The 25,200-nt window shown below is 69.7% G+C and carries 25 protein-coding genes and 1 riboswitch; of the genes, 16 read left to right on the forward strand and 9 right to left on the reverse strand.

The annotated features are described in order from the left end of the window. The first annotated feature begins 66 nt into the window (after positions 1 to 66). Entirely contained in the window at positions 67 to 420 is a 354-nt protein-coding gene (locus NVS83_RS12060) for a response regulator (RefSeq protein ID WP_258732612.1), read from the forward strand. 117 nt (positions 421 to 537) lie between these two features. Further along, positions 538 to 1,182: a Crp/Fnr family transcriptional regulator gene (locus NVS83_RS12065; protein ID WP_258739516.1), complete on the forward strand. Its 645-nt coding sequence runs from the start codon at positions 538 to 540 to the stop codon at positions 1,180 to 1,182. Positions 1,183 to 1,313: 131 nt separating this feature from the next. On the opposite strand, the gene hemN is transcribed toward NVS83_RS12065, so the two are convergent. Further along, positions 1,314 to 2,633 carry an oxygen-independent coproporphyrinogen III oxidase gene (gene hemN, locus NVS83_RS12070; protein ID WP_258739517.1) on the reverse strand — a complete coding sequence of 440 codons (1,320 nt, stop codon included), beginning with the start codon at positions 2,631 to 2,633 and terminating at the stop codon, positions 1,314 to 1,316. 110 nt (positions 2,634 to 2,743) lie between these two features. Here hemN and NVS83_RS12075 point away from each other — a divergent pair, with 110 nt between their 5' ends. After that, on the forward strand, positions 2,744 to 3,862 hold the full coding sequence (locus tag NVS83_RS12075) for an AbrB family transcriptional regulator (protein ID WP_258739518.1): 1,119 nt from the start codon (positions 2,744 to 2,746) through the stop codon (positions 3,860 to 3,862). 46 nt (positions 3,863 to 3,908) lie between these two features. On the opposite strand, the gene hemA is transcribed toward NVS83_RS12075, so the two are convergent. From hemA to upp, 6 genes are all read right to left on the reverse strand, one after another. Next, entirely contained in the window at positions 3,909 to 5,135 is a 1,227-nt protein-coding gene (gene hemA / locus NVS83_RS12080) for a 5-aminolevulinate synthase (RefSeq protein WP_258739519.1), read from the reverse strand. Between the two features lie 135 nt (positions 5,136 to 5,270). Continuing rightward, positions 5,271 to 5,783, reverse strand: coding sequence for a hypothetical protein (locus NVS83_RS12085; RefSeq protein WP_258739520.1), 513 nt, complete (start codon positions 5,781 to 5,783; stop codon positions 5,271 to 5,273). 56 nt (positions 5,784 to 5,839) lie between these two features. Further along, positions 5,840 to 7,078, reverse strand: a complete 1,239-nt coding sequence (locus tag NVS83_RS12090) for an agmatinase family protein (protein WP_374115056.1) — start codon at positions 7,076 to 7,078, stop codon at positions 5,840 to 5,842. 151 nt (positions 7,079 to 7,229) lie between these two features. Next, positions 7,230 to 7,351: riboswitch (guanidine-I (ykkC/yxkD leader) on the reverse strand. Between the two features lie 105 nt (positions 7,352 to 7,456). Continuing rightward, a complete protein-coding gene (locus tag NVS83_RS12095; RefSeq protein ID WP_258739521.1) occupies positions 7,457 to 8,101 on the reverse strand; it encodes a HupE/UreJ family protein in 645 nt (214 codons plus the stop codon). Between the two features lie 103 nt (positions 8,102 to 8,204). Continuing rightward, a complete protein-coding gene (gene nikR, locus NVS83_RS12100; protein ID WP_258739523.1) occupies positions 8,205 to 8,738 on the reverse strand; it encodes a nickel-responsive transcriptional regulator NikR in 534 nt (177 codons plus the stop codon). 19 nt (positions 8,739 to 8,757) lie between these two features. Then, positions 8,758 to 9,420: a uracil phosphoribosyltransferase gene (gene upp, locus NVS83_RS12105; RefSeq protein ID WP_258732622.1), complete on the reverse strand. Its 663-nt coding sequence runs from the start codon at positions 9,418 to 9,420 to the stop codon at positions 8,758 to 8,760. Positions 9,421 to 9,647: 227 nt separating this feature from the next. On the opposite strand from upp, the gene NVS83_RS12110 reads away from it, so the two are divergent. The 11 genes from NVS83_RS12110 (at position 9,648) to NVS83_RS12160 (ending at position 19,941) form a co-directional block, all read left to right on the forward strand. Then, a complete protein-coding gene (locus NVS83_RS12110) occupies positions 9,648 to 10,916 on the forward strand; it encodes a GTP cyclohydrolase II (RefSeq protein ID WP_258739524.1) in 1,269 nt (422 codons plus the stop codon). 62 nt (positions 10,917 to 10,978) lie between these two features. Continuing rightward, entirely contained in the window at positions 10,979 to 11,281 is a 303-nt protein-coding gene (locus NVS83_RS12115; protein ID WP_258732624.1) for an alkylphosphonate utilization protein, read from the forward strand. A 73-nt stretch (positions 11,282 to 11,354) separates the two neighbouring features. Further along, positions 11,355 to 12,584: a URC4/urg3 family protein gene (locus tag NVS83_RS12120; RefSeq protein WP_258739525.1), complete on the forward strand. Its 1,230-nt coding sequence runs from the start codon at positions 11,355 to 11,357 to the stop codon at positions 12,582 to 12,584. Between the two features lie 332 nt (positions 12,585 to 12,916). Beyond that, positions 12,917 to 14,017 carry an ABC transporter ATP-binding protein gene (locus tag NVS83_RS12125; protein WP_258739526.1) on the forward strand — a complete coding sequence of 367 codons (1,101 nt, stop codon included), beginning with the start codon at positions 12,917 to 12,919 and terminating at the stop codon, positions 14,015 to 14,017. 166 nt (positions 14,018 to 14,183) lie between these two features. Then, on the forward strand, positions 14,184 to 15,428 hold the full coding sequence (locus NVS83_RS12130; RefSeq protein ID WP_258739758.1) for an ABC transporter substrate-binding protein: 1,245 nt from the start codon (positions 14,184 to 14,186) through the stop codon (positions 15,426 to 15,428). Between the two features lie 232 nt (positions 15,429 to 15,660). Further along, a complete protein-coding gene (locus tag NVS83_RS12135) occupies positions 15,661 to 16,524 on the forward strand; it encodes an ABC transporter permease (protein WP_258739527.1) in 864 nt (287 codons plus the stop codon). A gap of 1 nt (position 16,525) precedes the next feature. Next, positions 16,526 to 17,356, forward strand: a complete 831-nt coding sequence (locus NVS83_RS12140; protein WP_258739528.1) for an ABC transporter permease — start codon at positions 16,526 to 16,528, stop codon at positions 17,354 to 17,356. A gap of 162 nt (positions 17,357 to 17,518) precedes the next feature. Beyond that, the gene (locus NVS83_RS12145) at positions 17,519 to 17,740 is read left to right on the forward strand and encodes a hypothetical protein (RefSeq protein WP_258732630.1); all 222 of its coding nucleotides are present in this window, start codon (positions 17,519 to 17,521) and stop codon (positions 17,738 to 17,740) included. Positions 17,741 to 17,971: 231 nt separating this feature from the next. Continuing rightward, positions 17,972 to 18,259: a hypothetical protein gene (locus tag NVS83_RS12150; RefSeq protein WP_258732631.1), complete on the forward strand. Its 288-nt coding sequence runs from the start codon at positions 17,972 to 17,974 to the stop codon at positions 18,257 to 18,259. Positions 18,260 to 18,460: 201 nt separating this feature from the next. After that, positions 18,461 to 19,405 (forward strand): choline ABC transporter substrate-binding protein, encoded by a 945-nt coding sequence (choX, locus tag NVS83_RS12155; RefSeq protein WP_258739529.1) that lies wholly within the window; start codon positions 18,461 to 18,463, stop codon positions 19,403 to 19,405. 149 nt (positions 19,406 to 19,554) lie between these two features. After that, positions 19,555 to 19,941 (forward strand): ester cyclase, encoded by a 387-nt coding sequence (locus NVS83_RS12160; protein ID WP_258739530.1) that lies wholly within the window; start codon positions 19,555 to 19,557, stop codon positions 19,939 to 19,941. Between the two features lie 9 nt (positions 19,942 to 19,950). Here the strand turns inward: NVS83_RS12160 and NVS83_RS12165 are convergent, their stop codons facing one another. Beyond that, positions 19,951 to 20,916, reverse strand: a complete 966-nt coding sequence (locus tag NVS83_RS12165; protein WP_258739759.1) for a GlxA family transcriptional regulator — start codon at positions 20,914 to 20,916, stop codon at positions 19,951 to 19,953. A 107-nt stretch (positions 20,917 to 21,023) separates the two neighbouring features. Here NVS83_RS12165 and bcoG point away from each other — a divergent pair, with 107 nt between their 5' ends. Together bcoG and NVS83_RS12175 are read left to right on the forward strand one after the other, a co-directional pair. Further along, entirely contained in the window at positions 21,024 to 21,926 is a 903-nt protein-coding gene (gene bcoG, locus NVS83_RS12170) for a 3-dehydrocarnitine:acetyl-CoA trimethylamine transferase BcoG (RefSeq protein ID WP_258739531.1), read from the forward strand. Positions 21,927 to 21,936: 10 nt separating this feature from the next. After that, the gene (locus tag NVS83_RS12175; RefSeq protein ID WP_258739532.1) at positions 21,937 to 23,454 is read left to right on the forward strand and encodes a carnitine 3-dehydrogenase; all 1,518 of its coding nucleotides are present in this window, start codon (positions 21,937 to 21,939) and stop codon (positions 23,452 to 23,454) included. Between the two features lie 143 nt (positions 23,455 to 23,597). Here the strand turns inward: NVS83_RS12175 and NVS83_RS12180 are convergent, their stop codons facing one another. Beyond that, positions 23,598 to 24,944: an LLM class flavin-dependent oxidoreductase gene (locus NVS83_RS12180; protein ID WP_258739533.1), complete on the reverse strand. Its 1,347-nt coding sequence runs from the start codon at positions 24,942 to 24,944 to the stop codon at positions 23,598 to 23,600. Between the last annotated feature and the right edge of the window lie 256 nt (positions 24,945 to 25,200).

Below are 25,200 nucleotides of genomic sequence, written 5' to 3' on the forward strand. Positions count from 1 at the left end.
TACGCATCCCTACGAATTGCTAGGGCGCCGGGCCCTGGCTCACTTTCGCGTGCAACAAGCGGGAGAATGCCTGTGCGGGTTCATGTGGTGGAGGACGACGCCGGAGTGAGCGATTCGCTCAGCCTGATTCTGCAGAATCTGGGGCACGAGGTGATCCTCTATCCCGATGCCGAGGGCCTGTTGCGGACCACGCCGCCGGCCGGTGCGGACACCGTCATCGTCGATCTCAGCCTGCCGGGGATTTCCGGCGGGCAGCTGATCCGCTGGCTGCAGAAGCTCGCCTCGCCGCCGGTGCTGGTGGTCATCACCGGCCAGTCGCAGGGAGCGATCGACCACCAGCTGCGCGGGGTGAGCCCGGTGCGGGTGCTGCGCAAGCCGCTGAACGCGGAATCGCTGCTGCACGTGCTGACCGGCGACTAGCTGGCCGGCGACCGGCCGGCGTCCGGGCCGGTCGGGAAAGTCCCTTACGCAGCCCACCGAACTGTGCGGCGCTGGCAAGCCCTCTACCATTGAGAAAGATCAACGGCGGAGGGAAATATGCGCCAGATCATCGAGGAACGGACCGGCAGCTTTTCGCGCAGCCCGCAGCCGGTGGAGGCACCCGCCGCCAATCTGCGCGTCGCCGCCCACACCACGGTGCTGCACGAGGGCGACCCCGCGCGCCGCATCATGGAAGTGGTCGAGGGCGCGGTGATGCTCACCAAGCTGCTGCCGGACGGGCGCCGCCAGGTGGTCGAGCTGCTCGGGCCGGGCGACGTGTTCGGCCTCGCCCATGACGAAGCCTATGCCTGCTCGGCCGAGGCGCTGACCCCCTCCGTGATCTCCACCCATGAGCGCAGCGCGCTGGAGCGCGACCCGGTGCTGGCGGCGCGGCTGCTGCGGCGCTTCGAGGCGCAGCTCTGCGTCATGCATTCCCACGCGCTCGTGCTCGGCCGCATGTCGGCGCTGGAGCGGGTGGCGTTCTTCCTGCTGCGACTGATGCCCGAGGGCATGGTCGGCGGCACCACGCTGCACCTGTCGATGACGCGCCAGGAGATCGCCGACTTTCTCGGCCTGACGCTGGAGACGGTGAGCCGGGCCTTTTCCGAACTGAAGCGGCGCGGCCTCGTCGCCCTGCTGCGCGCCGACGAGGTGCGCATCCAGGATCGCGGCAGCATGCGGCGCCTCGCCGGCGCGGCCTGAGGCCGGCAGCGAATAACCACAAGAAGAATCCCTCCGTTGGCCTTATGCCCCGCCTCGCGCGGGGCATTTCCTTTTGCGCTGCAGCCGTCGCCGCCATGGGGGAGAGGGGGCGGCACGACGCCCCCATACCTTCACACCGCGGTGGAATGGCGCCCGGTGCCGGCCTGCAGGCGCGCGTCGAGCGCAGCGGCGGCGAGCCGCACGAAGGGCCGGCCCTCGTCGGTCATCGCCACGTGGCCGCCGTCTATGCTCAGCAGCCCGTCGGCGGCGAGCGAGGCGAGGCGCGGGGCGGCCTCGGTCATCAGGTCGGCGTCGAGATCCACCGCGAGGTCGCACATCAGCCGTTCGATCGCCGCCCCGCGCCTGAGGTCGTCGCCGGTGAAGGCGACGCCGCGCACGCTGGCGAAGTCGCCGGCGTCGATGGCGCGGCGGTAGCTGTGCGCGTCCGGCGCGTTCTGGGTGAAGCCGGCGGGAAAGCGGCTGATCGCCGAGGCGCCCAGCCCGACCAGCGCATCCGCCCTGTCGACCGTGTAGCCCTGAAAGTTGCGGTGCAGACGGCCGGCGGCGGCCGCGCGCGCCAGCGGGTCGGACGGGCGGGCGAAATGGTCGAGCCCGATCGCCACATAGCCGGCTTCGATAAGCGTCTCGCGCGCGGCTTCCGACTGCTCCAGCCGCTCGGCCGCGCCGGGCAGCGAGGACTGATCGATCATCCGCTGGTTGGTGCGCATCCACGGCACATGGGCGTAGCCGAACAGGGCCAGCCGCTCGGGCGCGAGCAGGGTCGCCATCTGCGCCGAGCGCCGCACGTCGCGCGCGGTCTGGTGCGGCAGGCCGAACATGAGGTCGAGATTGATTGCCGCGACGCCCGCCTCGCGCATCAGCCGCACCGCGCGGTCGACCGTTCCGAAGGGCTGCACGCGGCCGATGGCGCGCTGCACATGGGCGCTGAAGTCCTGCACGCCGAAGCTGACGCGGTCGACGCCGATGGCGGCCAGCGCATCGGCGAGCTCCTCGTCGGTCTCGCGCGGGTCGAGCTCAATGGCGTGCTCGGCGACCGAATCGAGGTCGAAATGCCCGGCGATGCGGGCATGGAGCCGCTTCAGCGCCTCGGGGCCGATCAGGCTCGGCGTGCCTCCGCCCCAGGCGATGTGGACGACGCGTCGCCCGCTGGCCCTGGCGGCGACGAGGTCGATCTCCTTCTCCAGCCGCGCCACATAGGCGGCCACCGGCTCGCGCCGGCGCGTCGCTTTGGTGGTGCAGCCGCAGTAGAAGCACAGCGAGGGGCAGAACGGCACGTGCAGGTAGAGCGACAGCGTCGCCTCCGGCCCCAGCGCGGACAGCCAGCTTGCGTGCTCGCCCGCCCCGACCTCGCCCGAGAAATGCGGGGCGGTGGGGTAGGAGGTGTAGCGCGGCACGGCGCGCTCGGCATGGAAGAGCGATGAGTTATGCATGGAGCGGATTTGACCGCGGAGGCCAATCGGCGCATTGATCCGGCGCAAACCGGACGCGACCATCCCTTTCTTTTCGCGCCGCTTTTCCCGCCTCCCGCCCGATCCGCCCGATGCCGCTGCCCAAGCTGTTCACGCATACCTTCGGCTCCTCGCCGCGCCAGTTCGCAAGCTATGCCTCGACCCTCGTCGCCGCGGGCGTGGGTGGCGCGCTGTTCGCCTATGCCGGCATGCCGGCGGGCTGGCTGTCCGGCGCGCTGGTGCTGACCGCGGTGCTGGCGCTGGCCGGCGTGCCGGTCGCCGTCTCCCCGCCCATACGCACCGCGACCTATGTGGTCATCGGCACCTCGATGGGGGCGACCATCACCCCGGACACGCTGCGCGGCATCGCCACCTGGCCGGTGACGATGGCGGTGCTCGGGCTTTCCGTGCCGGTCATGATCGGCACCTCGGTGCTCTATCTCGAGAAGGTCTCGCGCTGGGACCGGCGCAGTGCCTTCTTCGCCTCGGTGCCGGGGGCGCTCTCGACCGTGCTGATCATGGCGGAAAGCTCCGGCGCCGACACGCGGCGCGTGGTGTTCGGCCAGTCGATGCGGCTGTTCGTGCTGGTGGCGCTGTTGCCCGCGGTGATGGGCGGGCTCGGCCACCAGCCGGCGGGCACGCTGCCGGTGACGCCGGTGGTGCCGGATCTCGCCGGCTTCCTGATGTCGCTCGGTGTCGGCATCCTCGGCGGGCTGGTCGCCGAGCGGGCGAACTTCCCCGGCGGCTCGATGGTCGGGGCGATGCTGGCCAGCGGCTTCGTCCACGGCCTCGGGCTGATCGAGGGGCGGCTGCCGGATCTCCTGCTGATCGCCAGCTTCGCGGTGCTCGGCGCCAATACGGGCAGCCGCTTCACCGGTACGCGGCTGGAGACGCTGCGCCGCTTCCTGGTCGATTCGGTGGTGGCGCTGGTGATCGCGACGGCGGTGGCGCTGGGCTTCGCGCTGCTCGGCTCGTGGCTCGCCGACGAGCCGCTGCCCAAAGTGCTGTTGGCCTATGTGCCGGGCGCGCTGGAGGCGATGACGATCATGGCCTTCGTGCTCGGCGTCGACCCGGCCTTCGTCGCCGCCCACCATCTGATGCGCTTCCTGGCGCTGGCGATGCTGGTGCCGGTGATCGCGCGGCTGTTCTTCGGCCGGGCGGTGGTGCCCTCCGAGGCGGTCGAGATCGACAAGAGCGAACCGAAGGACTGATCTCCGGCGGGATTGATCCCCGGCCCGCGGCCGGGGAGGGCGTGTGCTACTCGGCGGCCTGCGCGCGCGGCACGAAGGAGAGGCCGAGCCGGTTCCACACATCGGTCAGCGCGCGGGCGAGGTCAGCGACCAGCGCGTCGTCGTGGAACGGGCCGGGCGTGATGCGCAGCCGCTCGGTGCCGCGCGGCACGGTCGGGTAGTTGATCGGCTGGATGTAGATGCCGTGATCGTTGAGCAGCATGTCGCTCGCGGCCTTGCAGGCCTCGGCGTCGCCGACCATGACCGGCACGATATGGGTCTCGGTGTCGAGCTGGGGCAGCCCGGCGAGATCGAGCGCGCGCTTGACCTTGCCGACCTGCGCCTGCTGGCGCGCGCGCTCGGCGCCGGAGGCCTTGAGGTGGCGCACCGAGGCGACCGCCGCCGCCGCGATGGCGGGGGGGAGCGCGGTGGTGAAGATGAAGCCGGGCGCATAGGAGCGCACCGCGTCGAGCACCGCCGCCTTGCCGGCGATGTAGCCGCCGACGACGCCGAACGCCTTGCCGAGCGTACCCTCGATCACGTCCACCCGGTCCATCACGCCGTCGCGCTCGGCGACGCCCGCGCCGCGCGGGCCGTACATGCCGACCGCGTGCACCTCGTCGAGATAGGTCATGGCGCCGTAGCGCTGGGCGAGATCGCAGATGGCGCCGATCGGGGCGACGTCGCCGTCCATCGAATAGACGCTCTCGAACACGATCAGCTTGGGGCGGTCGCCGGCCGCCTGCAGCAGCTCCTCGAGATGGGCGAGGTCGTTGTGGCGGAAGATCGCCTTCTCGCGGCCGGCCTGGCGCACGCCCTCGATCATCGAGTTGTGGTTCAGCGCGTCGGAGAGGACGAGGCAGTCGGGAATGAGCTTGGCGAGGGTCGAGATGCCGGTCTGGTTCGACACGTAGCCGGAGGTGAAGACCAGCCCCGCCTGCTTGCCGTGCAGGTCGGCGAGCTCGGCTTCCAGCTCGACGATGGCGTGGCTGTTGCCGGAGATGTTGCGCGTGCCGCCGGCGCCGGCGCCGACCTCGCGCGCGGTGGCGCACAGAGCCTCGACCACGTCAGGATGGCAACCCATGCCGAGATAGTCGTTCGAGCACCAGATGACGATGTCGCGCTCGCCCTCGGGCGAGTGCCATACGGCATGAGGGAAGCGCTGCGTGTCGCGCTCGATCTCGGCGAAGGTCCGGTAGCGCCGCTCGTTCTTGAGCGCGTCGACGGCATCCTGAAAAAAGCGTCCGTAGTCCATGTGCACCCACTCCGGCCCCCGAACACAGAGCGAACGGGGCGCGTCGAGCGGCAACATGAACTTTGGAGCCGTTCCGATCAACCCGGCAAACCCCTGACGCGGCGATCGGGCGCGCTTTTGCGAAAAGCGCCCGGCTCACGTCTCTGCGAGGTCGCGCACCTGCGCCAGCGTAAGGGGCAGCACGGCGCGGCCGTCGAAATAGAGGAATCGCAGGCGCCGCCGGCGCGAGACCATGGAGGCAGGCAGCGGATCGTAGCGGAACGCGCCGCCGCCGAGCTGCGGCATGACCGCGCCGACATCGGTTGCCTCGTCCGTCTCGACCCGCAGCAGGCTGACCCGCGCGCCCTCGCGGGTGACGGCGTCGAACGGGATGCGGGCGAGGCGCAGGAAGCTGGTGGGGTCGGAGGCCGAGCCGAAGCCTTCCACGAACGCCTTCTCGACCAGGTCGAGATCGGGCTCGACATGGGCGTGGTCACCCTCCTCGGGCGGCTCGGGCAGATGCGGGGTCTGCCACTGCGCCGCCGGGCGCGGACCGGGGCCGTGATTGTGGCCGCCATGGGCGTGGGCATGTGCATGCGCCTGGGCGTGCGAATGTGCTGTGCCGTGGGAATGGTCGTGCGGGTGATCGTGGTCATGGCCGCGATGCATGGCGCTCTCCTCCTCGCGCCGGCCGGACCAAAGGCCCGGCGCGGCGGGAGCCGGGCTCAGAAGCTCACCGGCTTGTCGATGATGTGCTTGTGCGCGCCCATCTTGCCATGGGCGACCATGGAACCGAGCGCCTCGACCACCACGCGCAGGCCGAACAGGGCGGTGATGTCCGAGGTGTCGTAGGGCGGGGAGACCTCGACCACCTCCAGCCCGCACAGCCCCTCGGCGGCGACGAGGCCGAGGATCTTCAGCGCCTCGCGCGGCAGGAAGCCGCCGGGCTCGGGCCAGCCGGTGCCGGGCACGAAACCGCAGTCGATCGAATCGACGTCGAAGGAGATGTAGACCGCGTCGGCGTCCTTCCAGGCCAGCTCGAGCGCGATCTCGGCGGTCTTCTCCAGCCCGATCTTCTCGATGTCGTCGATGGTCAGCACGTTGGTGCCGCGCTTCCTCGCCTCCTGCACGCCGTAGCGCGGGACCTGCCAGCCGCCGATGCCGAGCTGGACGAGGTTCTGCGGCTTCACGTTCGGCAGGTTGGTCGCCCAGTACCAGGGCGTGGTGTGCATGCGCTCGTCGAGATCCTTCTCCTGGATATCGATGTGGCGGTCGAAATGGATGATGCCGATGCGCTTGGAGGTGCATTCGGCGATGCCGCGCACGCAGGGAAAGCCGATCGAATGGTCGCCGCCGAGCATGATCGGCAGCGCGCCGGAGGAGAAGACGTGGGAGACGCCCTTCGAGATCTGGTCGAAGCTCTTCTCGAGATTGGCGGGGATGGTGAAGACGTCGCCGGCGTCGCACAGCGTCATCTGCTCGCGCAGGTCGACGCCGAGCTCGTAGTTGTAGGGCGTGTAGAGCGCGGAGATGCGGCGGATGCCCTGCGGCCCGAAGCGGGTGCCGGGCCGGTAGGTGGTGCCGGAATCGAACGGGATGCCGAGCACGGCCGCGTCGTACTTGCCCACGTCGCGCACGTTCTCGACATAGGGCGCCTTGAGGAAGGTGTTGATGCCGGCGAAATGGGGCAGCTCGCCGCGGGCGAAGGTCGGTATCGACTTGTCGGTGATCGAATCCGCGCCGGGCAGGCCCATGTCGAGCGCCCATTGCTGCTCCTTGCGCCAGCCGGCCTCGGACAGGCCCTCCTCGGCCTCCAGCGCCTTCCAGCCCTGCATGCCGCGGATCTCGAAATTGGGATGGTGGCGGCGCCGGCGCTCGGGCGCGGCCATGAGGCCGGCGACGCGGGTGGCGCGGGCGCGGGCCGGGGCGCCGGCCAGGGGCGAATGGATCGGGCGGGCGTCCATGGGGCGGGCGGTGATCGGGAAGGCGTCGATCGGGGTCGCAGGCATTGGGCGTTCTCCTCGCTTGGCCGGAGGCCGGCCGTCGGTCCTGTCGGACGGTTTCGAGGAAGACCCTGCGGAGCCGGAGGATCTGCGCCGCGAAACCGTCGCGCGAGCCTCCCGGGCTTTTGTCCCGCCGTGGACCCGGCGAATGTGGTGGGGAGCCTCCCCGCGCCGGGCTGCCCCTCTCGGACCAGGCGCGCCGCGACCGGCGCCGGAACCCTAGGGACGGGGTACGATAGACGGGCTCCCGGCGGACCGGAAGCCCGGATTGTCGGCATCGCGCCGGCCGTGGCGCCGAAAGTTTCGGCGGGGCGCCTTCGAGGAAGCGCCCCGGCGGCTTCAGAGAGCGCCGGAGAGGATGCCGAGGCCGGCGACCGCGACCACGGCGCCGACAGCCTGTGCCAGCCGCGGCGCGCGGGCCTCGGAGAGCTTGCCGATGGCGAGGCCGAGGCCGATGCCGGCCGCGTGCAGCGCCGACGTCGCCGCCATGAAGCCGGCGGCATATTCGAGGCCGGACGCATCCGCCGGCATCTCGGCGCCGTGGGCGTGGCCGTGGAACAGGGCGAAGAAGCCGACCAGAGCCATGGCGGCGCCGAGCGGCCAGTCCTTCCGGCCGAGCGCCACCGTGCCGCCGAGCACGACGATGGAAAGCGCGATGCCGAGCTCGACGAAGGGCAGGCCGATGCCGGACATGCCGAGGAAGCCGCCGGCCGCCATCAGCGCCACGAAGCTCGCCGGCACCGCCCAGATGGCGCGCCCGCCGAGCTGGGCGGCGAAGATGCCGACCGCGACCATGGCGAGGACGTGGTCGAGGCCGCTCACCGGGTGCAGGAAGCCGTGCGCGAAGCCGACCGCCGGGCCGTGGCCGGGATGGGCGAAGGCGAGCGCGGGCACCAGCGCGAAGCCGCCGGCGAGGGCGGCGCGCGCCGCGTGGCGGGCGAGACCGGGAACGGAACGGCGGGCCGGCGAGACGACGTTGGACATGACAACCCCTCTGGAACGGGCAGGCCGCCTTCGGGGAGCCCCCGGTGCGTACGTCTGCGTATGATGAAATGACGCAGTCAGCTTACGTTCGACGGGGACGGCGTCAATCGCCCTTGTGCGCCTGCGAGGGCAAATCATGCGCCGCGTTATCGTGCGCATGGCCCGGGTGGGCGTCGGCCGGCGCCGGCAGCAGGTGCAGGTGGCCGTAGCGCACGCCGCGCTGGGTCACCACCTCGTCGGCGAGGCTCCGCACCGCGTCGGCGGGTCCGCGCAGCACCGCGACCTCGAGGCAGGTATCGTGGTCGAGATGGACGTGCAGCGAGGCAACGGCGAGGTGGTGGTGGCCGTGCTGCACCTTGGTGAGGCGGCGCGAGAGGTCGCGCTTCTCGTGGTCGTAGACATAGCTGAGCGTGGCGTGGCAGGGCACTGCGGGGTCCGCCGGAGGGCCGGGAGGCGCCGCGGGTTCGCCGGCGGGATCGCCCTCCAACAGCGAGGGGGGCGCGAGCGAGGCGCCGGAAAGGGCGGCACGCAGCGCGTCGCGCACCGCCTCCGAGCGCGTGGCGTAGCCGTGGCGGGCGGCATAGGCGTCGACGGTGGCGAGCAGCGCGTCGTCGATGGTGAGGGTGACCCGCTGCATGGGCTGCGCCCGCCCGCCGCTACTTGGTGCCGAAGATGCGGTCGCCGGCATCGCCGATGCCGGGCACGATGTAGCCGTGGTCGTTGAGGTGGCTGTCGATGGCGGCGGTGTAGACCGGCACGTCGGGATGCGCCTCGTGGAAGGTGGCGAGGCCCTCGGGCGCGGCGATCAGCGAGACGAACTTGATCGACTGGCAGCCGGCGGCCTTGACCTCCGCCACCGCGGCGGCGGCCGAATTGCCGGTCGCCAGCATCGGGTCGAGCACGATCGCGGTGCGCTCGGAAATGTCGCGCGGGAGCTTGAGATAATACTCGACCGCGGCGAGCGAGACCGGGTCGCGGTAGAGCCCGACATGGCCGACGCGGGCGGCGGGCAGGATCTCCAGCATGCCCTCGAGGATGCCGCCGCCGGCGCGCAGCACCGAGACCAGGCAGAGCTTCTTTCCCGCCACCACCGGCGCCTGCATGGTGGCGAGCGGGGTCTCGATCTCGATCATCTCCATCGGCATGTCGCGCGTGACCTCATAGGCCATGAGCATGCTGATCTCGCGCAGCAGCAGGCGGAACTCGTTCGCCGGCGTGCGGGTGCGGCGCATCAGCGTCAGCTTGTGCTGGATCATCGGATGATCGACGACGACGGTGGAAGGCGGCGTGGTTAGGGTCGGGGCGGAGGGCGCGTTCATCGTCGGCTCGCTCGGGCTCGGGACTGTCGGCGGAAGGTGGGTGGTCGGCGGTCGCGCCAGCCTCCCACAGCGTAGCGGAAAGAGCGATTCCCGATACAAAAAACGGACCATCTCGTCCGATTTTTTAACACTTCCGCGCGCAACCTCTTGCAGAACGGGGGAATTGGCGCTCACATTGAGTGCTTCCCAGCAGCCCGGCACAGGGCCGGACGAGAAGCGAGCCAGTCATGTCCGTCAATGCCAGTGCAGGCGGTCGTTCCCGCAACCACATCGTCCTCACCTCCCATGGCGCGCCCACCGGCGTCGCCGCCGACGCCCCGACCCTGAACTGGGGCGCCCCGTCCCCGCGCGAGCGCGGCCCGGTGGTGGCGACGCTGACGGACCCGAAGCGGCGCAACGCCATCGGCACCCATGCGGGCGGCTATTCGGTCTATCGCGCGCTCGCCATCGCCGCCGGCTCGCTGACCGCCGATTTCCGCGCCGACCTCACCGACACCTCGCCCTCCGACCCGATCGGCCCGCACCCGCAATGGGGCGACCCGGGCAAGATCGTCTCGCTCGATCCCTACGGCCACATGACCGGGGAGGCGTTCGCCGAGGAGATCGCCGCCGGCATCGACGCCCGGCCGAGCATCGCCATCACCCGCGCCCATATCGACATGCCGGAGATCCGCGAGGCGATCCGCGCCGGGCGGCTCGCCATCGACGGCGACATCATCGGCCCCAAGGGGGACGTGCGCGTCACCAAGGCGGCGATCGACCCGGTGTGGTACCTGCCGGGCATCGCGGAGCGCTTCGGGGTGGGCGAGGGGGCGCTGCGCCGGGCGCTGTTCGAGCACACGGGCGGCATGTTCCCGGAGCTGGTGACGCGCGGCGACCTCAAGGTGTTCCTGCCGCCGATCGGGGGCATGACGCTCTATATGTTCGGCGACCCCTCGAAGATCGGCGACGGCGTGACCCCGCTCGCCTGCCGGGTGCATGACGAGTGCAACGGCTCGGACGTGTTCTCCTCCGACATCTGCACCTGCCGGCCCTATCTCGCCCACGGCATCGAGATGTGCGTGGAGATGGCGCAGAAGGGCGGCGTCGGTCTCGTGGTCTACAACCGCAAGGAAGGCCGGGCGCTGGGCGAGGTGACCAAGTTCCTGGTCTACAACGCCCGCAAGCGCCAGCAGGGCGGCGACCTGCCGGAGACCTACTTCAAACGCACCGAATGCGTCGCCGGGGTGCAGGACATGCGCTTCCAGGAACTGATGCCGGACGTCTTCCACTGGCTCGGCATCTCCCGCATCGACCGCTTCGCCTCGATGAGCGACATGAAGTTCAACGCGCTGGCGCGCGCCGGCATCGAGGTGGTCGAGCGGGTGCCGATCCCGGACGATCTCATTCCCTCCGATGCGCGGGTCGAGATGGAAGCGAAGGTTTCCGCGGGCTATTACGGCGTCGGATTCCAGAGCCAATACGACGCGACGCAGGGCCGCGCACTGAAGGAATAGGCTCTTGCGCCTTGCCTCCGGCTCCGGTGGTGCGCGCGAGTGCGAGGATGAAAGAGATGGATATGGCCGGCGACGACGACGCGTATGTGTATGACGAGGAAACCGGGGAATGGCGTCCCGCTTCCGAGATGGCGGCCGCGGCGGCCGCGGCCTCCGCAGTACGCGACGCCGCCGGCAACGTTCTCTCCGATGGCGATTCCGTGGTCCTCGTCAAGGACCTCAAGGTGAAGGGCGCGGGCCAGACGCTGAAGCAGGGCACCGTGATCCGCGCCATCCGTCTTACCGACAACCCGGAAGAGATCGACTGCCGCTTCGAGGGCATCAAGGGCCTCGTGCTGCGCACCGAATTCGTACGCAGGCGCTGACGCCCGCCTGTCAGAACCGTCCGAGCGGGGCCTTCGCAGGCGCGGGCCCGCTTCAGCCAGTCAAGGACGCCGCATGATCCCGCCCGAACTCGCCGCCCTGCGCTCGCCAGCCGCGGTCCGCTCCCGCTGTCACCTGGTGCTCGACTACGTGCTGGCCGGCCGCTCGGCGCATTTCACCGTCGACGAGGCGGCGCTCGGCACGGTGGCGGACTATGTGGCCGAGGTGACGCGGCAGGCCTATCCCACGCTCGACATCCCCTATCACAGCCGCTGGCGCCACTTTGACGCCGGCGGGCTGCAGCGCTGGCCGGCGCTGGAGCAGCGCCTGCCCACGAACGACGCGGCCGAGCGGGCGCGGGTGATGATCGACCTCGCGGTGGTGAGCGTGCTGCTCGACGCCGGGGCGGGCGATGCCTGGTACTACCACGAGGAGGCGAGCGGGCTCACCATCGGGCGCTCGGAAGGGCTGGCGGTGGCGAGCCTGCGCATGTTCGAGGCGGGCGGCTTCTCCTCCGACCCGAAGGTACCGCTGCGGGCCGATGCGGGCGCGCTGATGCGGATCGACGCCGACACGCTGGCCCGCCACTTCCAGGTGAGCGAGGCCAAGCCGCTGGTCGGGCTCGAGGGGCGGGTGGCGCTGCTGAACCGGCTCGGCCACGCGCTGGCGACCCGCAGGGACCTGTTCGGCGACGGGGTGATCCGCCCGGGCGGGCTCTACGACGCGCTGTTCGACAAGGCCCCGCTCGGCCGGCTGCCGGCGCCGACCATTCTGGAGGCGCTGCTCGACGGGCTGTCGGCGATCTGGCCGGCGGGGCTGGTGGTGGAGGGCGTCGCGCTCGGCGATGTCGGGCGCCATCCGGGGGTCGAGGTGCCGGACCTGTCGAACCATCTGGTGCCGTTCCACAAGCTGTCGCAGTGGCTGACCTATTCGCTGCTGGAGCCGTTCGAGGCGGCCGGCTTCGCGGTGACCGACCTCGACGCGCTGACCGCGCTGCCGGAATACCGCAATGGCGGGCTGCTGATCGACCTCGGCGCGATCGTGCCGTGCACGCCGTTGCTGCCCGAGCAGAAGCAGCCGGTCGGCAGCGAGATGGTGGTGGAATGGCGGGCGCTGACCGTGGCGCTGATGGACCGGCTCGCCGACCCGGTGCGCGAGCGGCTGGGGCTCGACGCCTCGCAGTTCCCGCTGGCGAAGATGCTGCAGGGCGGGACCTGGGCCGCGGGCCGGCGCATCGCCGCCGAACGCCGCCCGCCGGCCGGCCCGCCGCCGATCGCTATCGACGCCGACGGCACGGTGTTCTAAGGATCAGGAGCGGCGGCGGCGCCCGGGTGCCGGGGTCCCGCGACGGCAGACGCTGCGGCCGTCCATGAGGCAGCCCACAAGCCGGCCCGTGAGCCCGTCGTTGCGGCGACCGATCCTCGGATTGGATACGATCGAGCTCTAGATTGTATCCAGTTTGGGCAGGTGTCGCATACCATGCCTAATCGATGTGCGTTCGTCCGCCGTTTCGCGCGGCGACGGGCGCCATCCGCCCGCCTCGGCGGGGCTGCCGGCGGCGGAAACCTTGCCCGCCGCCAATTGGCATATCGCTTGCGTGACGTCCAGGGAACGCCAGGCGGAGCCATGCCCACACCATGACCAGCGGTGCCGACATCGAACTCGTCCAGCTCACCAAGCGCTACGGTCCGGCGCTTGCGGTCGACGGCGTCACTCTCAAGATCCCCGGCGGCACCTATTGCTGCCTGCTCGGGCCCTCGGGCTGCGGCAAGACGACGACGCTGCGCATGATTGCCGGCCATGAAAGCGTGAGCGAGGGCGACGTGCGGCTCGGCCCGACGGTGGTCACCGACCTCGCCCCGGCCAAGCGCGGCACGGCGATGATGTTCCAGAGCTACGCGCTGTTCCCCCATCTCGACACGGTCGACAACGTCGCCTTCAGCCTGAAGATGAAGGGCGTCGACAAGGCGACCCGGCGCGCCAAGGCGATGGAGATGCTGAAGCTGGTCCACATGGACCACCTCGCCGAGCGTCGCCCGTCCCAGCTCTCCGGCGGCCAGCAGCAGCGCGTGGCGCTGGCGCGCGCGCTGATCACCGACCCGCAGGCGCTGCTGCTCGACGAGCCGCTCTCCGCGCTCGACCCGTTCCTGAAGATCCGGGTGCGCCAGGAGCTGAAGAAGCTGCAGCTCCAGCTCGGCATCTCCTTCATCCACGTCACCCACAGTCAGGAGGAGGCGATGGCGCTGTCCGACCTGGTGGTGGTGATGAATGGCGGGCGGATCGAGCAGGCGGCGACCCCGCGCGAGGTGTTCAATCGCCCGGCCACCGCCTTCGTCGCCCGCTTCATGGGCGACCACAACGTCATCGCCGGCCGCGTGACCCGCAAGGATGGCGGGCGCATCATGTTCGAGGTGCCCGGCGGGGCGGCCTTCGTGGTGCCGGAAAGCCTGCCGGCCGAGGTCGGCCAGCCGATCGAGATCGCGGTGCGCACCGACCGCGTGCACATCGCCGATACCGGGGGCACCGCGACCGGCTGCGGGCTGACCGGCCTCGTGCAGAACATCGAGTATCACGGCCAGAAGGTGCAGGTCGCGCTCTCCGCTCCGGGGGTCGACGAGTTCTCGGTGCAGGTGCCCGAGACCGCCTTCTTCGCCAAGCCCCTGTCCGTCGGCGATGCGGTGCCGCTCGCCTGGACCGCGGACGACGTCCACATGCTGCACGCGTCGCCGTCCGCCTGACCTTACTGCCCAAGGAAACCGCCCGTTCCCCAATCTGCTGCATAACGCTCGGGAGACTTCGATGACCAGGAAGACCACGGATCGCACGGGCGCGGGAAGCGCCACGCCGGGCGCCACGAGCGCCGGGCCGCAGGCCGCGCGCGGCGCCGGCATCAGCCGCCGCACCATGCTCAAGGGCGCCGCCGCGCTCGCGGGCGTCGCCACCGGCTCGGGCGCCGTCACCGGCTTTCCCACCATCTGGGCGCAGAACCCGATCACGCTGCGCCAGTTCGGCACCGGCGTCTCGAACCTCAACGCCATCGCCGAGAAGTGCAAGGCCGACCTCGGCATCACGCTGCAGATGACGGCGCTCGATTCCGACGCCGTCTCCCAGCGCGTCGTCACCCAGCCCAACAGCTTCGACATCGCCGACATCGAGTACTGGATCTGCAAGAAGGTGTTCGCGGCCGGCACGCTGCAGCCGATGGACGTCTCCAAGATCAAGTACTACGACCAGATCGTCCCGATCTTCACTACCGGCAAGCTGACGCCGGAATCGACGATCGCCCAGGGCACCGCGCCGAACACGGTCGGCTTCGTCGAAGGGCCGGATTCGAAGACCTTCGCCTCGGCGCCGACCCAGTGGATGACGCTGATCCCGACCATCTACAACGCCGACACGCTGGGCATCCGCCCCGACCTCGTCGGCCGCCCGATCAAGAACTGGAAGGACATCCTGGACCCGGCCTTCAAGGGCAAGACCTCGATCCTGAACATCCCGTCCATCGGCATCATGGACGCGGCGATGATCTGCGAGAGCGCCGGGCTGATCAAATATGCCGACAAGGGCAACATGACCAAGAAGGAGATCGACTTCACCATCGATTTCCTCATCAAGACCAAGAAGGACGGCCAGTTCCGCGCCTTCTGGAAGACGTTCGACGAGAGCGTCAACCTGATGGCCTCGGGCGAGGTGGTGATCCAGTCCATGTGGTCGCCGGCGGTGGCGGCGGTGCGCTCGAAGGGCATCCCCTGCGTCTACCAGCCGCTCGAAGAGGGCTACCGCGCCTGGGGCGGCGGCCTCGGCATGGCCAAGCACCTGAAGGGCGCGCAGCTCGACGCGGCCTACGAGTACATCAACTGGTACCTGTCCGGCTGGGTCGGCGCCTATCTCAACCGGCAGGGCTACTACTCGGCCGTGCTCTCCACCGCCGAGAAGAACATGACGCCGGACGAGTGGGCGTTCTGGATGCTGGGCAAGCCGGCCAAGGCCGACATCCTCTCGCCGGAAGGCAAGGTGATGTACACGGCCGGCGCGATCCGCGACGGCGGCTCCTTCCAGGAGCGCATGGGCGCGGTCGCCTGTTGGAATTCGGTGATGGACGAGGACCGCTACATGGTCCGTCGCTGGAACGAATTCATCGCCGCCTGACGCGGCGGCCAACGGCTCTCCTGCCGGGAGGGGGGTGAGGTGAGGGCTTCGGAGCCGGGGGGCGCCGGCGCCTCTCGCCCGCCCCCTCCCGGCGGGGGCGGTGCCCTCCATCAGGTGCCGCCCGCTACGCCTTCGCCCACTCCGTGACTCCGCCGATACGTACCTCGCCGAGACTTCGCCCCACGCCTCTCGCCCGGCTTCCCACGCGCAGGCCCCGACCCGGAACCGCCGCATGACGCTCTCCCGCCTTGCCCCGCGACTGGCGCCCTATCTGCAGGCGATGCCGCTGACGCTGATCCTGGCCGCGTTCCTGGTGCTGCCGATCGCCACCATCGTCATGGTGAGCTTCTGGGACTACGACTCGATCCGGATCTTCCCGGCCTTCGTCTTCACCAACTACCAGGAGACGATCACCTCGCCGGTGACCTGGAGCACCTACATCAACACGCTGAAATACACCGTCATCGTGTGGGCGCTGACGCTGGTGATCGGCTTCTGGGTCGCCTACTACCTCGCTTTCCACATCCGCACGGCGACGACGCAGATGGTGCTGTTTCTGATCTGCACCATCCCGTTCCTGACCTCGAACATCATCCGCATGATCTCGTGGATCCCGTTCCTCGGCCGCAACGGGCTGCTCAACCAGACGATGATGAGTCTGGGCATCATCCACCAGCCGCTGGAGTTCCTGCTGTTCTCGGACTTCGCGGTGGTGCTCGCCATGGTGCACCTCTACACGCTGTTCATGGTGACGCCGATCTTCAACACGCTGATGCGCATCGACCGCTCGCTGATCGAGGCGGCACGGGACGCCGGCGCCAGCGGGTTCCAGATCCTCACCAACGTCATCATCCCGCTCGCCAAGCCGGGCATCGCCATCGGCTCGATCTTCGTGGTGACGCTGGTGATGGGCGACTTCATCACCGTGCGCTTCATGTCCGGCGGGCAGTCGGCCTCGGTCGGGCTGATGATGGCGAACCAGATCGCGCTGCTGCAGTACCCGGCGGCGGCGGCGAATGCGGTGATCCTGCTGATCCTGGTGCTGCTGCTGGTCGGGGGCATCCTGCGCATCGTCAACATCCGCAAGGAGCTGTGAGATGAATTCCGAGCGGCGCGGCCCCGGCTTCTACGTGCTCACCGCCTTCTTCGTGCTGTTCGTGCTGTTCCTCTACGGGCCGCTGACGACGATCTTCATCCTCTCGTTCCAGGGCCCGAACGGGGGCCTGACCTTCCCGATGAACGGCAGCTCGCTGCGCTGGTTTGAGAACCTGCTGTTCGAGCAGCAGGCGGTGGGCGATTTCGGCGGCGCCTTCTCGCGCTCGCTGATGCTCGGCCTGATGACCATGGCGACCACGGTGGTGGTCTCGCTCCTGGCGGGGCTCGCCTTCCGCCGCCGCTTCCTCGGCGCGGGGCCGCTGTTCTACCTCACCATCGCCAGCCTGATCGTGCCCTCGATCCTGATCTCGCTCGGCATCGGCCTCGCCTTCAACGTGGCCGGGCTGGAGCCGGCCTGGTACTCCTCCGGCTTCGGCGCGCACCTCACCTGGACACTGCCCTTCGGCCTGCTGATCATGTTCGCGGTCTTCAACCGCTTCAACCCGGCCTATGAGGAGGCGGCGCGGGACCTCGGCGCCTCGCCGTGGCAGACCTTCGCGCATGTGGTGCTGCCGATCATCCTGCCGAGCCTGATCGGCGTCGGCCTGTTCGGCTTCACCCTCTCCTATGACGAGTTCGCGCGCACGCTGATGACCTCGGGCTCGTTCAACACGCTGCCGCTCGAGATCTACGGCATGACCACCAACGTCACCACGCCGGTGCTCTATGCGCTCGGCACGCTGACCACGGTGTTCTCGATGGCGATCATCGTGGTGGCGCTGGTGAGCATCGCCGTGCTGCGCCGGCGCCGGGCGCGCCGCGTCGCGGGGTAGTGACCCCGGGGCAGATGGCCGGCAAAAAGCCGGCGCCGGATCGGTAAGGAACCGGATACTCCATGGCGCGTTGAGGCCGGAAAATGTTGACGGTTGACGACGTCAGCAAGGGCGAGCCGAATAGGGGCTGGTCCGAAGGGCCGAAACGGGAGGGAAAATGCCATGAACATCTGCACCAGCACGCGCACGATCTGCGATCTGATCCAGGAAGTGGCGAAGGACAGCAGTAAGCACGCGCTGACGATCAAGCTGCGCAGCGGCGACACGGTCACCGCCTACGGCCCGATCGAGGTCGCCGACCGATTCATGCTGTGCCGGCTGCACGACAACAACTATCAGGGCAACCAGCTCATCGCGCTCGACACGATCGAATTCATCCGCTGAGCTTCCGGCCGCCCGCCGGCGCGGCACCTGTCCTCGTCAGCCGCCCGTCCGCGCCTTCACGCCCGCGCATCCCCGCCCGATGCCGCCGCGCCCTCGTGCGGCCACGCCTGCACCTGTGCGCCTGTTCCCGCGCATCCGCGCAATGTGATCCGCTCCTCCCCCACGCGCGTAGTATGATCATACGTCCGCCGCCGATGGAGCGGGCGCCCACCTAGCGTGCCGAGGCTCATCATGCGTGCCGTCCTGTTCGCCCTCGCGTTCCCCCTCGCCGCGTCGCCGGCGCTCGCCCAGTCGATGCCGAACTCGCTCGACCTGAGCTGCGCCGCCGCCTTCGACATGGTCCGCCAGAAGGGCGCGGTGGTGATGGCCACCGGGCCGAACATCTATGACCGCTACGTGTCGGACCAGCGCTATTGCGGGCTGGCGGAGACCACCTTCCCGGTCTGGATACAGACCTCGGACATGAAGCAGTGCTTCGTCGGCTATCGCTGCCGCGAGCCGATGGTCCGCAACCGCTGAGCGACTTCCTCCTCCGCCGCGACGCTACCCGGGTGCCGTCCGGAGGCGGGTCCGGCGTGCCCGCGCTGCGGGAAGAGGCCGGGCTCGGACTACGCATTCGGTTATCCGTCCTTCGGAACCGATCAATCAGCGCCGGGCGACCGGCGTAGGCTTTCCCTTGCGATGCCGCCTGCGGCATGATCGCCAACATGGGGAACAGCAATGATTTCACGCAGTCTCGTTGCCTGCCTCAGCTTGTCCGCCGCGCTCATCGCGTCGCCGGCCTTCGCCAGCGACCCGGCCGCGTGCGCCAGGCCCCGCTTCTCCGACGTCGGCTGGACCGATATCACGGCCACCACCGAGATCGCCCGCCAGGTGCTGGACGGGCTCGGCTACAAGCCGGAAGTCTCCATCCTGTCGGTCGCCATCACCTTCAAGTCGCTGGAGAACGGCGACCGCGACGTCTTCCTCGGCAACTGGATGCCGCTGCAGGAGCCGAGCCAGGTGCCGCTGGTCAAGGCCGGCAAGATCGAGGTGGTCGCGACCAATCTCGAAGGTGCGCGGATCGGCTTCGCCACCTCCAAGGACGCCTATGGTGCCGGGCTGAAGACCTATGCCGACATCGCGAAGTTCAAGGACAAGCTCGACGGCAAGATCTACGGCATCGAGGCGGGGAGCGGGGCGAACGCCACCATCTCCAAGATGATCGCCGCCAACGACTTCGAGCTGAAGGGCTTCGACCTCGTCGAATCGAGCGAGCAGGGCATGCTGGCCCAGGTGGCGCAGAAGATCCGCCAGAAGGAGCCGGTGGTGTTCTTCGGCTGGCGCCCGCACCCGATGAACGTCAACCTGCCGATCGCCTATCTCAGCGACGGCCACGACGTGTTCGGCCCCAATGACGGCGGCGCCACCGTGCTCACCCTCACCCGGCCGGGCTATGCGAAGGAGTGCCCGAATGTCGGCCGCTTCCTCACCAACCTCGTCTTCGACGTGGCGATGGAGGACCGGCTGATGAGCGACATCCTCGACAAGGGCATGCAGCCGGAAGCGGCGGTGCGGGCCTGGATCAAGGAGAACCCGGCCATTCTCGACAAGTGGCTCGACGGCGTCACCTCGCTCGACGGCAAGCCCGGCCTGCCGGCGGTGAAGAGCGGGCTCGGCCTGTAGGCCGCCCCGGGGAGGCGACCGCTCCGCCGAGGCGCCTGCGGGCTATCTTCAAAGCACCATCCGGCGGACCCGCGTCCGCCGGATGTGCGTTGTCGGAAGGGGTCCGCGAGCGGTGGGACCCTCATGCCATGCCCGAGCCGGGAGGTGCCATGACCCGCGACGAACTGTGCGCGACCTATCGCGGCTATATCGCCTGCCTCAACGCGCGGGAGCTCGACCGGCTCGGCACCTTCGTCGACGAGGCGGTGGAGTATAACGGCGCGGGCATCGGCCTCGCCGGCTATCGTGCCATGCTGGAAGAGGACTTCCGGGCGATCCCCGACCTGCGCTTTTCGATCGGGCTCCTGATGTGCGACCCGCCGCGCATCGCCTGCCGCCTCGATTTCGACTGCACGCCGGCCGGCCTGCTGTTCGGTCTTCCCGTCAACGGCCGGCGCGTCACCTTCACCGAGAACGTTTTCTATGAGTTCGACGCCGGGCGCATCCGCAGGGTCTGGTCGGTCATCGACAAGGCTGCTGTGGCGGGCCAGCTCTGAGCCGGCCGGCTAGAGCCGCGCGCGGCGCGCCGCGGAAGGCGGGGTGCCGAATTGGCGCCGATAGGCGCGCGAGAGCGAGGCGATGGCGGAAAAGCCGGTGCGCTCGGCGATGTCGGCGATGGGAAGGCTGGTGTCGAGCACCAGCCGCCGCGCCGCGTTCAGCCGCAGCGCGACGTAGTACGCGCCGGGCGAGGCGTCGACGGTCTTGAGGAACAGCGTCTCCAGCGCCCGGGTCGAGATGCCGACCCGCCGGGCGATGGCGGCGACCGTCACCGGCCGGTCGATATGGGTTTCCATGATGCGGATCGCCTCCGCCACCCGCGGCTCGTGCCAGCGAATGCGGCCGAGCGAGACGATGGGCTGGACGTCCGAGCCGGTCCCCATCTCCTCGTAGATGTAGAGGCTGGCGACGTCGAGCGCGGCGGAATAGCCGTTGCGGGCGCGGATCAGCGACAGCATGCAGTCGAGCGCCGGCGTCGCGCCGCCGGTGGTGAACACCGGCTCGTCGACCACGAAGCGGTCCGGCTGCACGTCGACATGGGGGAAGCGGGCGGCGAAGTCTTCCAGGTCCTCCCAGTGGGTGGTGGCGCGGCGCCCGTCGAGCAGGCCGGCGAAGCCCATCAGCCATGGCCCGGATTCGATGCCGCCGACGATGCGCGAGCGGGCGGCGCCGGCGCGCAGCGCCTTGAGGATGCGCGGGGTGGCGTAGGTCGCGGCCTCGAAGGCGGCGCTCACGATCAGCGCGTCCTGCCGCGCCGCCGGGTCGAACGCGCCCTCGACCGGGATCGGCAGGCCGCAGCTCGCCATCGGCATCGTGCCGTCCATCGACACCAGCTTCCAGCGATAGGCCGTGCGCCCGAGCACCCGGTTGGCGCCGCGCATCGGGTCGAGCGTCGCCGCCAGCGAGAGCAGCGACAAGCCCGGGAACAGCAGCAGGGTGACGTCCAACGGCTCGTCGGAATGGGTGAAGATCATGGCTTCGCGAAGTGTCAAATCCGATGCGCAAACAGTTGCGTCACGGTTCGGCTTTGCCGTCAAGCTTCTCCCGTCCCGCACCGCGCGGGCCAGCCCGGAGCCACGCCATGCCCCTGTCCATGAACCGCGATGTCTTCATCACCTGCGCCGTCACCGGCGCGGGCGACACGGCCGGGCGCTCGCCCCACGTGCCGGTGACGCCGAAAGAGATCGCCGAGAGCGCGATCGACGCGGCGAAGGCCGGCGCTGCGGTGGTGCACTGCCATGTGCGCGACCCCGAGACCGGCGCCGTCTCGCGCCGGCCCGAGCTCTACCGCGAGGTGACCGACCGCATCCGCTCGGCCGATGTCGACGTGGTGCTGAACCTCACCGCCGGCATGGGCGGGGACCTCGTCTTCGGCGGGGTGGAGGCACCGTTCCCGGTCAATGCGGCAGGCACCGACATGGCCGGCGCCACCGAGCGCGTCGCCCATGTCGCCGAATGCCTGCCGGAGATCTGCACGCTCGACTGCGGCACGATGAACTTCAATCTCGGCGACTATGTCATGACCAACACGCCGTCCATGCTGCGCGAGATGGCGCGACAGATGACGGCGCTCGGCGTGCGCCCGGAGATCGAGGCGTTCGACACCGGCCATCTGTGGTTCGCCCGCCAGCTCGTCGAGGAAGGACTGATCGAGGAACCGGTGCTGATCCAGCTCTGCATGGGCATTCCCTGGGGCGCGCCGGACGATCTCAACACCTATATGGCGATGGTCAACAACCTGCCGGCGGGTTGGACCTTCTCGGCGTTCTCGATCGGGCGCAACGCGCTCGCCTATCCCGCCGCCGCGGTGCTGGCGGGCGGCAATGTCCGGGTCGGGCTGGAGGACAACCTCTATGCCGGCAAGGGCCAGCTCGCCACCAACGCGCAGCTGGTGGAGAAGGCGGCGGGCGTGGTGACGGGCATGGGCGCGCGCCTCATCGGCCCCGCCGAGGTGCGCGAGAAGCTGAAGCTGGTGAAGCGCTGAGGAGGCGGACATGACGCGACTGGCACCCATCTCCCGCGCCGCCTGCATCGGCGGCGGCGTCATCGGCGGCGGCTGGATTGCCCGCTTCCTGCTGGCCGGCATCGACGTGACGGTGTTCGACCCGCACCCGGAGGCGCAGCGCATCGTCGGCGAGGTGATCGCCAATGCCGAGCGCGCCTATGGGCTGCTGACGCAGGCGCCGTTGCCCCCCCGCGGGCGGCTCGCCTTCTGCGCCAGCCTCGATGAGGCGGTGAAGGATGCCGAATGGGTGCAGGAGAGCGTGCCCGAGCGGCTCGACCTCAAGCGTTCCGTGCTGGCGCAGATCGACGCCGCGGCGCCGGCGGGGGCGCTGATCGGCTCCTCCACCTCCGGGCTACTCCCCTCCGATCTTCAGGCGGGGCTGGGCCATCCCGAAAGGCTGTTCGTCGCCCATCCCTACAACCCGGTCTACCTGCTGCCGCTGGCCGAGATCGTCGGCGGCCGGGCGACGGCGCCGGACACGATCGAGCGGGCGAAGGCGGTGCTGGACGCGATCGGCATGAAGGGCGTGGTCATCGCCCGCGAGATCGAGGCCTTCGTCGGCGACCGGCTGCTGGAGGCGCTGTGGCGCGAGGCGCTGTGGCTGGTCAAGGACGACATCTGCGACGTCGAGACTCTGGACGACGTGATCCGCTACTCGTTCGGCCTGCGCTGGGCGCAGATGGGCCTGTTCCAGACCTACCGCATCGCCGGCGGGGAGGCCGGCATGCGCCACTTCCTCGCCCAGTTCGGCCCCTGCCTGAAATGGCCGTGGACCAGATTGACCGACGTGGTCGAGCTCGACGACGCGCTGGTGGAGAAGATCGGCGCGCAGTCGGACGCGCAGGCGGGCGGGCTTTCGATCCGCGAGCTGGAGCGCATCCGCGATGAGAACCTGGTCGGCATCCTGCAGGCGCTGAAGGCGGGCCATGGCGGGGCCGGCTGGGGGGGCGGCGCGCTGCTGGCCGGTTTCGAGCGCCGGCTGCTCGCCGGGGCGCGGGCGCCGGCCGCGGCGGACCCGTCCGGCCCGCTCGAACTGCTGGAGTGCCGGGTCTCGCCGGCCTGGATCGACTATAACGGCCACATGACCGAGCACCGCTACCTGCAGGTGTTCGGCGACACCACCGACGCCCTGCTGCGGCTGATCGGCGCCGACCTCGCCTATGTCGAGGCCGGGCACAGCTACTACACGGTCGAGACCCATATCCGCCATCTCGACGAGGCGCACCTCGGCGAGACGCTGCGCACGACCTGCCAGATTCTCGCGATGGACGAGAAGCGCATCCACCTGTTCCACCGTCTGTTCGCCGGCTCGGGAGCGGAGCGCGAGGTGGCGAGCGCCGAGCAGATGCTGCTGCATGTCGACGTGGCGGCCGGGCGCACCGGCCCGGCGCCAGAGGCGGTGCTGGCGCGGCTGCGCCCGATCGCCGACGCCCATGCGCGGCTCGCCGTGCCCGAAGGCGCCGGCCGGTCGGTCGGCGCGAAGCGGGTGGCCGCCGTCGCGGAGTGACGCGCGGCGGTCGTCGCCCTCAGTGGCGGCCGGTCGGGCGGGCGGCGTCGAGCCGCCAGATCCAGCTCGCCGTTAGCACCCTGCCTGCCTGCGAGTGCGCTGTCCGCGAGCGCCGGGGGCCTGCTTCGGTTCGGGGCAGTGCCTCAGGCGTCGGCGAGTGCCGGCACGGAGCGGTTTTCGGGGCGCTTCAGGCCGAGATGCTCGCGCAGCGTGCGGCCTTCATATTCGGTGCGGAACAGCCCGCGCCGCTGCAGCTCGGGAATGACCTGCGCGACGAATTCCTCGAGGCAGGCCGGCAGCGAGAGCGGCGACAGCATGAAGCCGTCGCAGGCGCCGGCGCCGATCCATTCCTCCATCAGGTCCGCGACCTGGGACGGCGTCCCGCACAGGAACGCACGGCTGCGATTGTAGCGCCGGCAGATCTCGCGCAGCGTCAGCCCCTCGCGGACCATGGCGACGATCTCCTGCGCATAGGCGCGGTGCTGGCCGGCGCCCTCGATGATGCGATCCTCCGGCACCGGCTCGTCGAGCGGCAGGTCCATCAGGCTGTTGCCGAGATCCTGGCCGATCCGGATCCGGGCGACGTCGGGATGGACGAGGTCGTGCCAGCTCTGCAGCTTCTCGCGGGCATGGGCCTCGCTCTCACCCAGCACGACCGAGATGCCGGAGAGGATCTTCAGCGCATCCGGCTCGCGGCCGAAAGCGGGGAGGCGGCCCTTGAGGTCGCGGTAGAAGGCGATGGCGGTCGCCATGTCGCCGCTCGGCCCGAACACAACCTCGGCGGTCTCGGCGGCGAGCGCCTTGCCGGTCTCGGATGCGCCGGCCTGGATGATGACCGGCCGGCCCTGCGGCGGGCGGGCGATGTTCAGCCCGCCATCGACCTTGAAGACGGCGCCCTCGTGATGGGTGGGGTGGAACTTCTCCGGCAGGTAGGACAGGCCGGCCGCGTGGTCGTAGACGAAGGCGTCGTCCTCCCACGTGTCCCAGAGCCGGAACACGACGTCGACGAATTCGCGCGCCCGGGCGTAGCGCTGCTCGTGCGGAGGGAGCCGGGGCAGACCGAAATTGCGGGCCGCGTAGTCGTTGGCGGTGGTGACGACGTTCCACGCCGCCCGGCCGCCGGTGATGTGGTCCAGCGAGGCGAACTGGCGGGCGAGGTTGTAGGGCTCGAAGAAGCTGGTCGAAGCGGTGGCGCCGAGGCCGATATGGGTGGTGGCGCCGGCGAGCGCGGAGAGCAGGGTCAGCGGCTCGAGGATATTCTGGTAGGCGGGCGCGCGGCTCCACACATCCATGTTGTCGACGCGCAGGCTCGGCGAGTCGGCAAGGAAGAAGAAGTCGAGCTTGCCGCGCTCGGCGAGCTGCACCAGGCGGCGCTGGTAGCCGATGTCGATCGCGCCGCCATCCTGCGCGCCCGGCAGCCGCCAGGAGGCGGAGTGCGAGCCGTTGGGCATGGCGAGGAGGCCGAGGACCATGTTCGCACTGCCCGCCATCGCCGCCTCCGCGTGTTCAGTTTGCCGGCTGAAGGATTCGCCAATCTATATCAGGCAACGGTAAGGGCCGGGCCCGGAACGGGTAAATTACGATAATCCGGCCTTCTGCATAGGCTGGCCGACTCCGCCCCGCGCCCGACCTGCTGCCTTCCCGCGCGCGTGTTTCCGCGCGGCCGCTTGCTGGAGGCGTGCCGGTGATACGCTGCGCAAGCTTCCCAATTTCCGTGTCGTTAGTTCCGAAAATCCAATTTGCGAA

This window comes from Ancylobacter mangrovi, from assembly GCF_024752335.1.
GTDB lineage: Bacteria > Pseudomonadota > Alphaproteobacteria > Rhizobiales > Xanthobacteraceae > Ancylobacter > Ancylobacter mangrovi.

Excerpts from the sequence above, each read along its gene's own strand:
- NVS83_RS12060 (WP_258732612.1), top strand. The coding sequence starts at position 67 with ATGCCTGTGCGGGTTCATGTGGTGGAGGACGACGCCGGAGTGAGCGAT.
- NVS83_RS12065 (WP_258739516.1), top strand. The coding sequence starts at position 538 with ATGCGCCAGATCATCGAGGAACGGACCGGCAGCTTTTCGCGCAGCCCG.
- hemN (WP_258739517.1), bottom strand. The coding sequence starts at position 2,633 with ATGCATAACTCATCGCTCTTCCATGCCGAGCGCGCCGTGCCGCGCTAC.
- NVS83_RS12075 (WP_258739518.1), top strand. The coding sequence starts at position 2,744 with ATGCCGCTGCCCAAGCTGTTCACGCATACCTTCGGCTCCTCGCCGCGC.
- hemA (WP_258739519.1), bottom strand. The coding sequence starts at position 5,135 with ATGGACTACGGACGCTTTTTTCAGGATGCCGTCGACGCGCTCAAGAAC.
- NVS83_RS12085 (WP_258739520.1), bottom strand. The coding sequence starts at position 5,783 with ATGCATCGCGGCCATGACCACGATCACCCGCACGACCATTCCCACGGC.
- NVS83_RS12090 (WP_374115056.1), bottom strand. The coding sequence starts at position 7,078 with ATGGACGCCCGCCCGATCCATTCGCCCCTGGCCGGCGCCCCGGCCCGC.
- NVS83_RS12095 (WP_258739521.1), bottom strand. The coding sequence starts at position 8,101 with ATGTCCAACGTCGTCTCGCCGGCCCGCCGTTCCGTTCCCGGTCTCGCC.
- nikR (WP_258739523.1), bottom strand. The coding sequence starts at position 8,738 with ATGCAGCGGGTCACCCTCACCATCGACGACGCGCTGCTCGCCACCGTC.
- upp (WP_258732622.1), bottom strand. The coding sequence starts at position 9,420 with ATGAACGCGCCCTCCGCCCCGACCCTAACCACGCCGCCTTCCACCGTC.
- NVS83_RS12110 (WP_258739524.1), top strand. The coding sequence starts at position 9,648 with ATGTCCGTCAATGCCAGTGCAGGCGGTCGTTCCCGCAACCACATCGTC.
- NVS83_RS12115 (WP_258732624.1), top strand. The coding sequence starts at position 10,979 with ATGGCCGGCGACGACGACGCGTATGTGTATGACGAGGAAACCGGGGAA.
- NVS83_RS12120 (WP_258739525.1), top strand. The coding sequence starts at position 11,355 with ATGATCCCGCCCGAACTCGCCGCCCTGCGCTCGCCAGCCGCGGTCCGC.
- NVS83_RS12125 (WP_258739526.1), top strand. The coding sequence starts at position 12,917 with ATGACCAGCGGTGCCGACATCGAACTCGTCCAGCTCACCAAGCGCTAC.
- NVS83_RS12130 (WP_258739758.1), top strand. The coding sequence starts at position 14,184 with ATGCTCAAGGGCGCCGCCGCGCTCGCGGGCGTCGCCACCGGCTCGGGC.
- NVS83_RS12135 (WP_258739527.1), top strand. The coding sequence starts at position 15,661 with ATGACGCTCTCCCGCCTTGCCCCGCGACTGGCGCCCTATCTGCAGGCG.
- NVS83_RS12140 (WP_258739528.1), top strand. The coding sequence starts at position 16,526 with ATGAATTCCGAGCGGCGCGGCCCCGGCTTCTACGTGCTCACCGCCTTC.
- NVS83_RS12145 (WP_258732630.1), top strand. The coding sequence starts at position 17,519 with ATGAACATCTGCACCAGCACGCGCACGATCTGCGATCTGATCCAGGAA.
- NVS83_RS12150 (WP_258732631.1), top strand. The coding sequence starts at position 17,972 with ATGCGTGCCGTCCTGTTCGCCCTCGCGTTCCCCCTCGCCGCGTCGCCG.
- choX (WP_258739529.1), top strand. The coding sequence starts at position 18,461 with ATGATTTCACGCAGTCTCGTTGCCTGCCTCAGCTTGTCCGCCGCGCTC.
- NVS83_RS12160 (WP_258739530.1), top strand. The coding sequence starts at position 19,555 with ATGACCCGCGACGAACTGTGCGCGACCTATCGCGGCTATATCGCCTGC.
- NVS83_RS12165 (WP_258739759.1), bottom strand. The coding sequence starts at position 20,916 with ATGATCTTCACCCATTCCGACGAGCCGTTGGACGTCACCCTGCTGCTG.
- bcoG (WP_258739531.1), top strand. The coding sequence starts at position 21,024 with ATGCCCCTGTCCATGAACCGCGATGTCTTCATCACCTGCGCCGTCACC.
- NVS83_RS12175 (WP_258739532.1), top strand. The coding sequence starts at position 21,937 with ATGACGCGACTGGCACCCATCTCCCGCGCCGCCTGCATCGGCGGCGGC.
- NVS83_RS12180 (WP_258739533.1), bottom strand. The coding sequence starts at position 24,944 with ATGGCGGGCAGTGCGAACATGGTCCTCGGCCTCCTCGCCATGCCCAAC.